This is a genomic window from Mesorhizobium sp. M7A.F.Ca.US.005.03.1.1 (assembly GCF_003997975.1).
Taxonomy (GTDB): domain Bacteria; phylum Pseudomonadota; class Alphaproteobacteria; order Rhizobiales; family Rhizobiaceae; genus Mesorhizobium; species Mesorhizobium ciceri.
The window spans coordinates 1-9,546 of record NZ_RZRO01000157.1 but is presented as its reverse complement, the minus strand read 5'-3'; the positions used below and the strand labels follow the sequence as shown (position 1 = coordinate 9,546).

The 9,546-nt window shown below is 57.8% G+C and carries 6 protein-coding genes and 2 pseudogenes; 5 read left to right on the top strand and 3 right to left on the bottom strand.

Going from position 1 to position 9,546, the window contains the following annotated elements; translation table 11 throughout:
* Both EN990_RS33790 and EN990_RS33785 read right to left on the bottom strand, forming a co-directional pair.
* The coding region (locus tag EN990_RS33790; protein ID WP_127388551.1) for a DUF4347 domain-containing protein at positions 1 to 1,276 on the bottom strand (1,276 nt) is incomplete at its 3' end.
* 81 nt (positions 1,277 to 1,357) lie between these two features.
* Positions 1,358 to 1,672 carry a hypothetical protein gene (locus EN990_RS33785; protein WP_024505825.1) on the bottom strand — a complete coding sequence of 105 codons (315 nt, stop codon included), beginning with the start codon at positions 1,670 to 1,672 and terminating at the stop codon, positions 1,358 to 1,360.
* 1,081 nt (positions 1,673 to 2,753) lie between these two features.
* Here EN990_RS33785 and EN990_RS33780 point away from each other — a divergent pair.
* On the top strand, positions 2,754 to 5,549 hold the full coding sequence (locus tag EN990_RS33780) for a glycosyltransferase family 25 protein (protein WP_127369366.1): 2,796 nt from the start codon (positions 2,754 to 2,756) through the stop codon (positions 5,547 to 5,549).
* 53 nt (positions 5,550 to 5,602) lie between these two features.
* Here EN990_RS33780 and EN990_RS33775 read toward each other — a convergent pair whose 3' ends face one another.
* Entirely contained in the window at positions 5,603 to 6,790 is a 1,188-nt protein-coding gene (locus tag EN990_RS33775) for an FkbM family methyltransferase (protein WP_127367311.1), read from the bottom strand.
* Positions 6,791 to 6,958: 168 nt separating this feature from the next.
* Between EN990_RS33775 and EN990_RS33770 the strand changes: the two genes are divergently transcribed.
* From EN990_RS33770 to EN990_RS33750, 4 genes and pseudogenes are all read left to right on the top strand, one after another.
* Positions 6,959 to 7,834, top strand: a complete 876-nt coding sequence (locus EN990_RS33770; protein ID WP_245461856.1) for a hypothetical protein — start codon at positions 6,959 to 6,961, stop codon at positions 7,832 to 7,834.
* A gap of 391 nt (positions 7,835 to 8,225) precedes the next feature.
* Positions 8,226 to 8,324: pseudogene (locus tag EN990_RS36460) on the top strand (DUF3606 domain-containing protein); the annotation flags it as partial.
* 38 nt (positions 8,325 to 8,362) lie between these two features.
* Positions 8,363 to 8,464 (top strand): annotated as a pseudogene (locus EN990_RS36455) (cytochrome oxidase); the annotation flags it as partial.
* Positions 8,465 to 8,804: 340 nt separating this feature from the next.
* Complete coding sequence (locus EN990_RS33750) at positions 8,805 to 9,251, top strand: pyridoxamine 5'-phosphate oxidase family protein (RefSeq protein ID WP_127368294.1); 447 nt, start codon at positions 8,805 to 8,807, stop codon at positions 9,249 to 9,251.
* The last annotated feature ends 295 nt before the right edge of the window (positions 9,252 to 9,546 follow it).

Below are 9,546 nucleotides of genomic sequence, written 5' to 3'. Positions count from 1 at the left end.
CTCCAGTAGAGCCTGTTGCTCCAGTCGATCCGGTCGAACCTGTTGCCCCAGTAGAGCCGGTCGAACCTGTCGATCCGGTCGAGCCAGTTGCTCCGGTATCACCGGTTGCACCTGTGGCGCCGGTCGAGCCGGTTGCTCCGGTCGAACCTGTAGAGCCTGTTGCACCGGTATCACCGGTTGCTCCTGTGGCGCCGGTCGAGCCGGTTGCTCCGGTCGATCCGGTCGCACCAGTAGAGCCTGTTGCTCCAGTCGAGCCAGTCGAGCCGGTTGCTCCAGTAGAGCCAGTCGAGCCGGTTGCTCCAGTAGAGCCGGTGGCACCGGTCGCGCCCGTGGCACCTGTCGAGCCCGCACCCGTGGCGCCGGTCGCGCCGGTCGCTCCGGCGGGTCCGGTCGCGCCTACTTGACCTGTGGTGGCGATAAAAGAAGCGGTATCAAAGAAATTGCCATTATCGCCATTATTAGCAAGCACGGGTGTAAAACTATAACCTCCTACAACCGGGGAAAGCGTGCCGTATAATTTGAAATTGCTGTCATAAACGAAATAAATATCAGTAGTGTTGGGGATCGTTATGGTCGCAGAAAAGTCATTTATTAAACCGCCCTGGTTTGCAGATGGTAGCTGAAAGCTACCAACGACTGTATCATCCGCACGATTGAGCGCCGGATTAGTCGGCGGAGCCACGTGAGTATCCACTACATAATACGTGTTAACAGCCGAAGAGCTGCCGCCGGCAGTTATGTCCCCACTGAGTGTGAGATCAGCCGCAAGCACCCCCGAGTAGCTGGCCACGCCAGCCGAAGTCATTGGAGGCAAGGGCGTGGACGAGCCTACGCGTGAGGATATCTCCCAGGAGCCGCCCAGGGCGGCCGCGCCAATCAGCGACCCGGACGCGAGAACGTCCGCGCCTACTGCCTCTTCCAGCGCCTCTATGAAGGCTTCGCCCGTATCCCCCGATGCCGTTTCGCAGCTCCACAGCCGCAGCTCGCCGTCCTTGGCAAGCGCACGGCCGATTGCGGCAAGATCCTCGGCCTCTTCCTGCAATGTAGTTGATGACCACTCCCCTGCTGTGAAGCCGACACGCCCAGACCCACCATGTGCGATAACGTGCACCGCATCGAGCCCTGCGTGCCCTGCGAGCGCGGCAGCGATCTGCCGCGCCGCCGGTCGGCGGCCGTTGAGCACAATCGCTTGAACCTCGGGTCGCACGCTGCCGAGAATTGCCTGGAGGTCGGAAACTGAAGGATCGACAAAAAGAACTTCAGAGGCACGGGCCATGACTGGCTCCTGTTGGCTTCGAACTCAATTCACCGGCAGCCACTCACTGGCCTAGCCGGCAAGTGCTGCGACCAAAGAGATTTACCTCCCGGACGGCCCGACGGCGCCGTGGGGACGTTCCACGACTGGCGTCTCCACGCGGAGGAAGTTGGCGACCTGGAAGTTCCCGCCTTCATCAAACGTCCCAATGGCAAGCGAGCCGGCGGTGCTTGGGACTTTGACGGTGAGGGCGACAGCGAGGCTTCGCTTGGCGGCTCTGGGAAGAACGACCTGACCGACAATAGCGCTCTTGGCCGTGTCCAGAATGAAATAATTTACATTTTCAATCGTGTCGCCGATCGGCAAAATGCCTCGAACGGTGACTTCCATAGCCGCAAATCCTGCCGTGAAGCTCATCATCTTCTCCTTGGTCGCCGGCGGCCGGGCCGCAGCTTCTCTTGGTCGTACCTTAGATTTCAATCGCTGGTTCAATGGCTGCAGAGCGCGGGCGCCCGGTGAGGCCGGTCGCGCGCATTGCCGCATTGCGGGCAGGTCTAAGAGACGGGTGCGCAAGGCTTGGCAGCCTCTTCGTGCCGCTCGATCGGATGGCGCCCCAGTTGTCTTCGCCCAGGTGAGTGAGGCGTCCAAAGGACACTGAGGAATACCCATCAATCGCTGGGTAATCCGTGCTGTTGGCCAACTGCGGGTAATTCAGGCGTTGTTCTACGCCTAAGCCTGCGTCACGGCCCCATCGACTCGTACACGGTATCACCCCAACCATGGTCACTCCCGTCACGCGTGTCGCCGATTTCTCGACGACGACTTACGAGGGAACCAACTGCTTGCGGGGGGAACATCAGATTTGGGAAAACGCCGGCCTTTAGTTCAAGGCCGTACAACGTCTTCTCTTGCACGTCACCACACACTCGCCACGCCCTCACGCACGAAGTGACTTGCTCCAGACACTCTCCTGGCTTCGCAGACGCAGCCCAACAGGCCCTCTGCCCGGTTCGCGGGAACCCTCTCAACACAAGACATTAGTAAAATCTAAAATTAGCAACTTGTAAATAACCAAGTTAACAATTTATTAATTGTGGACCATGAGTAACTACTTTCGGTCGACATCAAATGGCGCGCATGGGCGGCCGAACGCATCGAGAAATCCGAGGCTTAAGGGTGCCCTCTGGTTCGCGTCGAACCCTCGATGTCGCGGCGGAATTTGCGCCTCAGCGATTGGGTCGACGGGAAATTCTGTTCTTAACCCTCTGGTCCCGAGCGACCGCAAGACCCTTGCTGCGACGGAAAGCGCTGGCTAAACAATGGACGGGTTGAGGCAGCACTTGGCTGTGAAGGGGCAATCGTTCTTTGCAACAAAGGTCATGCAAATGGCCAAGGCGACGGGATGATGCATGAGATATAAAGCCGGACAAAGGCGCAGGAATTCCCTTCAACAATTTCCAGCAGCGTGTAACGAACGCCACTCCGCCAAGGGATTAGCATGAGCACCATCGGCCTGTGCATGATCGTCAAGAACGAGGCAAAGGTCATCTTGCAATGCCTCGCCAGCGCGCTTCCTCTCGTTGACTACGTGCTCGTCATCGACACGGGTTCCGAGGACGGCACGCAGGACCTCATCCGTACCTTCCTGACCCTGCACAAAGTCAAAGGCACAGTCATCGACGAGCCTTGGCGGGACTTTGCGTACAACCGTACCTTTGCCCTTGACCGCCTGCGTGAAGTCGAGACGGTCGACTACGCCATGATCATCGACGCCGACGACGTCGTGGTCCAAGACGCTGACTTCGATCCGATCGCGTTCAAGTCGAACATGGAACACGATCTCTACGACGTCGAGGTGTCCCATGGGGGCATTTCGTTTTATCGCCCGCAGATTTGCCGCAACCGGCTTCCCTTCTCCTTCAAGGGCGTGCTGCACGAATATCTCGAGGCCCCTCCCGGCCATCTCACACGCGAGACCGCCAAGGGTTTTCGCGTGGCGACGGGGCGTGGCGGAGCACGCAGTCAAAACCCGCGAAAGTACCAGGACGACGCGGCGGTTCTTGAAAACGCGCTTGCTACGGAGACCGACCCGTTCCTTATTTCGCGATACACCTTCTATCTGGCGCAGAGCTATAGGGATTCCGGAGAACGTGAAAAATCGCTGGCAAACTATCTGAAGCGCGCCGAGCTGGGCTTCTGGGACGAGGAAATCTATGTCAGCCTGCTCGAAGCGGGCAATCTCATGGCAGCGCTGGGACGGCCATTCGACGAGGTCGTTGCAATCTTTGAGCGTGCGACGCAGGCCGTTCCCGCCCGCGCTGAAGCTCTTCACGCCGCGAGCCTCTATTGCCGCACCCAGGGCCGGAACGCGGAGGGAGCGGAATTTGCGCGTCGAGGGCTCGACCTTGCACAACCCCCCGGACTTTTCATACAGCCTTGGGTCTACGATTACGGATTGCTCGACGAGTTTGCCGTCAATGCCTACTGGACAGGCGCTTACCGGGATTCACTCGACGCCTGTCTGAAATTGCTCGCCAGCGAAAAATTGCCGGCGGAAATGGCGAAGCGCGTGGTGGCCAACGCGCGTTTCGCCACTGACAAGCTTCCGGTGCATGAACCGTCGAATCTCGGGGCGTTCGGGACAGAGAGCTTGATCGATCAGCACAAGCTTATCCGGCAGCGTTCGCTGCGGTCGCGCCTGAAGGGTTCACCGCGCATCCTGATTGCAATCCTGGCAAAGCAGAAGGAACCGGCACTGCCGCTTTACCTCGAGTGCATCGAGGCGCTCGACTACCCGAAGGCATCGATCGTCCTATACATCAGGACAAACAACAATACCGACAGGACCGAGCATATACTGCGCGAATGGGTAGAGCGCGTGGGTCACCTCTATGCGGCGGTCGAAATCGACGCCTCGGACGTCGTCGATCGTGTTGAGCAGTTTGGCGAGCACGAATGGAATGAGACGCGCTTCAGGGTGCTTGGCCGAATCCGCAACATAAGTCTGCGGAAAACGCTCGAGCACGGCTGCGATTTCTATTTCGTGGCCGACGTCGACAATTTCGTGCGATCGGCCACGCTGCGAGAACTTGTCTCGCTTGATTTGCCAATCGTCGCTCCTCTGCTTCGCTCTATCTCGCCGGGCCAATATTATTCGAACTTTCATGCCGAGATCGATGCCAACGGGTATTATCTGCAGTGCGATCAGTATGGTTGGGTGCTCAACCGCCACGTGCGCGGCGCCATCGAGGTGCCGCTCGTGCATTGCACATATCTTGTCCGGGCTGACGTGCTGACCGAACTGACATACGAGGACGGCACATCGCGGTACGAGTACGTTGTCTTTGCTGCCAGCGCCAGGAAGGCCGGAATCGTCCAGTATATGGATAACCGACAAGTCTATGGCTACATCACCTTTGGCGATGGCCAATACCATGTGAGTGATGGCATCGAACGGGCTCGAGCGCTGTTGCATGGTGCGGGCGATACCTCCACATTCACTGCCGCCACGCCCTCTGTCTCCGGGACGATGCCAGCCCGGCCTGTCGAGCCGACGGGTTCCCCGAAAATTCACCTGATAAACCTAGACCGCAGCATCGAGCGCTGGAGCAGGTACCAAAGTAACAACTGGCATTTATTGCACAATACCGTTCGCGTATCAGCCGTTGACGGCACTTCTCTCGACAGGGAGGCGCTCATCAAGGAAGGTCTGATTACCAGTGATTGTCCGTATCCCCCGGGCACGTTAGGGTGCGCTCTATCCCATATCAGCTTGTGGAAGCTGTCGGTTTCAGAAAACAAGACAATAACTATTTTCGAAGACGATATTCGGTCATCGTTTCGTTTCACGGAGGAATCCACCAGTATTATATCTCAAGCACGGGCAGATTGGGATATCATACAGTGGGGCTATATATTTGACCCATCATTTCTCTGGCTTGACCTTGGTTTCTCAAAAGCCAAAATGGAATTCTACGATCGTCAATATACTAATAGAACTGCCTTGTTCCAGTCCGAGAACTTCTCCAGATTCCTTATCAAGGTAGAGCATTCGTTTGGGCTTCAGGCATACACAATCACACCAAGGGGTGCGCGGATACTTCTGGAAAAGTGTCTGCCGCTCCGCAGCAGACTTATCCCGTTTCCTGGAACTGGCGTCGTCCTTGACGACACGGGCATTGACTGCGCGATGTGTGCGGCATACGGCTCGATGCAAGCTTTTCTTTGCATGCCGCCACTCGTTATTCTAGACGATGAGCAACCTTCAGATCGAGTGGCGACGGATCAGGGGTGAGCCTTGAAGGACTCTACCTCGATCGCTGGCGAACGGTCGTTCTACTCATGGCCTCACGGGTAAGGAAGAATTCCTAACACCTGAATGATTACAGCAAATTTTCGCTTTTCTAGATCAGAAAGAGTTGCAACCTTGTCGCGCCTCTTCGTAAAAAGGGCATCAAACTCGACTGCATCGCCATCGAAGTGCGGTACTTGATTAAGCTGGCGTAGGGCGAAACCGAAATCGCCCAGAATGTCGACTATGTCACCAATCAGCTTTTGTCCTCGATATATCGGAACAACATGCGTTTCCAGCTCGATAGCCAAACAGGATTCCAGAAGGTGGCCGAAACCAAGCAGAACTTCGTATTCAAGACCTTGGACGTCTATTTTTATAACATCCGGTGACGGAACCGCGCTTGCGCGGAACAATTCGTCATATCGAACACATTCGACCTCTTGCATGCTGACAACGTTGAAGACACGGGCTACTGAGTAGTTCTGCAGGATCTCAAAGTTTGGCTCTCGCAAAGACGAGCAGTATGATCCGGCAGTAATATACAGCTTTTGGGGGCCAGAAGTGTTTGCCAGCGCCTTTTCCACCACTTGCGCGCCCGGAATTCGATCGAGGGTTTGTCGTATCACCGTCGCTTCCGACGACAAGGGTTCGAACACGACGGGCGTAATATGATCGGCTCGCAGCATCCACTTGAGCTGTAGCCCTCCTTGGCCGCCAACATCGACGAGGGTGATCCGCTCCTCTGCCGGCGTGCGAGACAACTCGGGGTATGCATCAAACGTTTCAACCAGAACGCTCAAGAGTGCAAACTGTTCGAGTCCAGTGCCGGCGTAGACGGGACGACCATTGTCGGAGCAGCCTATTGAGAGAGACCCGTGGCAACTCAAAAAGCTCACATCGATCTCGATCGTGTCATCTGGATGAGCGTTGATCGAAATGGTGTGACTGATACCCCTGTTTATTATGGTGCCGTCGAGTGCAATTTCGGCAACATCCAAAGAACCATAGTGATGGATATAGAAGTTTGTGGTGGTCGTGGGGAAGAATCTGAGGACGCACCTCATCCGAACCATTCGAAACAGAAAAGCTGAATCGTGAAGTCGTAGAAGATGCCAGTCACGGCGGTCACTGTCGCGAACGACCAAAGCTCCGCCAACGATATGAGTCGACATTTCGTGGACGACCTGCCAGCTTGATAAAGCATCGCCAACATACGTTTTGGTAAAGATCGCCTCGCCCACCCTCGAGTCCCCTAGCCGCTTCCGAGTAGTTCAACTCTCAAGGGGTCTACGCTTAGACCTCGGCCGATGGCAGAACAAGCTGGACTTCCTATTTTTCTCCTTGCAGGGCAACATGGTCGAGTTTCGAAGTTGCTGCGACGAGATCTCCTAAATTTGCTTGCAGGTTCAGTGGCCGGCAGCCTCACACCAGTGGCGTTGACACCCTCGGGCGGTTGGAGCACAGGCTACGGGGTCATGTCTTCCCCACCTTCCTCAGCTAGCTCGCAACCAAACCTCCTAACCGCCCCCATCGAGCTTGCCGGCGACTGGGGCCACATGCTTGAGGGAGCCGCTGATCAGGTCGTCGAACGCATGCGGCATGCATGCCTCGACGGCGTCCGCCTGCTGTCCGACCGCCAGCCGACGCGCCTGCGTGTCGACGAGCACACTTCCGGCACGCCGGCAATCTGGCTGCATCCGGACGGCAGCAGTATGGCCTGGATCATCGTCGATATCGGCGAGCGTGACTGGTCGAAGCTCGCCTACCAGTTCGGGCACGAACTCGGCCATGTGCTCTGCAACAGCTGGCAACCGGACGCCAGGCCGGCGCCGCCTTGCCAATGGATCGAGGAGACCATGGTGGAGGCCCACTCGCTGCGTGGGCTCGCACGTCTGGCGAAAAGCTGGAAGGAGGCGCCGCCCTTCGCCGGCGACAATGCCTTCGGCGATGCCATCGCCCGGTACCGCCAGGACATCATCGATCGTTATGCAGCGCTCGCTGAAAGCCAGGGGCTCACGCGCGACGCCGCTGCGTGGTTCGCCGACCACCGCGGCGAGATCGAAATGCCCGCTCTTAATCCGTTCGCCCAGGCAATGTCGCTGACCATCCTCGCCGAATACGGCCGCGCGCCGGACTGCGTAGAGGCTTTGGGGGCACTCAACCGCTGGCCTGGCCGCACCAGCATGCCGATCGCCGAGTACCTCGGACACTGGGAGGCGAGTTGTGTCGAATTGCGCGCTTCGCCCAGATTGCCGATCCGCCTGCGTGATCTGCTGCACGTTTAACAGCGGGCCAAGTGAAGAGCGCTTAGGCCGGTAGGCGACGGACCGGCTTAGCCTGCGCTCGATGACCGTGTCCGGTCAAAGACATGTCGGTCGTTTCCTTGCTCGCGGGCTCACACGCACATTGGCGTTATGATATGGCATCTCGGCTCGCGGCGCTTTTCGGCGCCGAGTCCGCCATCGTGAGCTCTGGCAGGACTGGTCAGGCCGCGCGACATGCAACATGGGCCGGAATCGCGACCTGAGCGCGATACCCATCAACTTGTCGAACTCGAATTCATGGCTCGATTCAATCGTGTGCGTGGAATTCGGTTCAAAGCGGTAGTCGACAGATTGAACCGGAAGAGTCTGGCGGCGTTATCGGGTCTGGAATGGCAATCCTTTGGAGGACGAAATGGCCAGTACTGGAACAACCCGTGGACGCAATGAGGACCGCGCGAAGGTTGCTGGCGGGCAGGATAATGAAGTGAAATACGAGGCGGGCAAGACCGGCGCGAGGAAGGCTGACGTGAAATCGTGGGCAACAGCCACAAGTCGGTCATCCTCGCGCCCGCCTCGGACCAGGAATTCGCAGCCCAGCACATGCCGAAGGACGGCGTCTGGATTGTGGAAGTCGACGCCGACGCCGGTCTGGATAAGCGTATCGCGACGGGCGGATATCGACGCGCACGCCAGTCCCGGCGTGCTTCCAACCCTGCCGGCCTTTTATACAGGGAAATACGAGCGCATGTTCGCCCTCCTCGTCGAAGACGGCGAGTTCGAGTTCGCGACCAAACGGAGCGCTCATGATCGGCTTCCACATCTCCCCATGATCTGGGGAAGCGGCAAGCAGCGCCTTGATTTAAATCATTTACGAAATTGCCGCCTATGCCGCTGCGGACGAGCGGCAAGCCTGCCTTGATTGCGATCAATGACAGCTCCGGCGGCTGGGCCAACAGTCTGTTGGACGACCAATAGACTCAGGAGATCTCACATGCTGATCCGCACATTATCCGCCTTGGAATGCACGAAATTGCTGACCGCCAACCGTGTCGGTCATCTGGCATGCGCGAAGGATGGGCAGCCCTACGTGGTGCCGGTGCACTATGCGCACGCCGACAATCATCTCTACGCGTTTTCCATGCCCGGCAAGAAGATCGACTGGATGCGTGCCAATCCCCTGGTGTCCGTCCAGGTGGGTGAACGCGGCCAGGGCCGAGGCTGGAGAAGCGTCGTCGTCGACGGCCGTTATGAGGAACTGCCGGACCGGATTGGCCACAAGCTCGAGCGTGACCATGCATGGTCGATATTGAGCAAGCATGCCGCTTGGTGGGAGCCCGGCGCCCTCAAGCCAGTCATGCCTCCGGTGTCGGACAGCGCACCCCACGTTTTCTTCCGTATCATGATCCAACAGGTGACGGGCCGTGAAGCAAGTGAATAGCTTTCTTCACTGTGGCGACCAGCGCTGGACCGATTCAGGAGGAGCGGCTCTAGGTAGTTTCCCGTAGGGACATAACCGAATTTCGCGACCCGCGGATTCGCGCGATTGCTGTGTCACGGATAAACCGGGAAAACAGCCATGCACGCGTACACCTCCTCCAGAATTTCGCTGCCGTCACGGTCTGCCCAGCCCAACCTGCCGGAGGCTTTTGAGCCCGCACTGCTGCAACCACTCAGCTTCTATCCCGCAGGCGCGGAAATCTACGCCCAGGGCGAGAAGGCCGGAGGCTTCTACC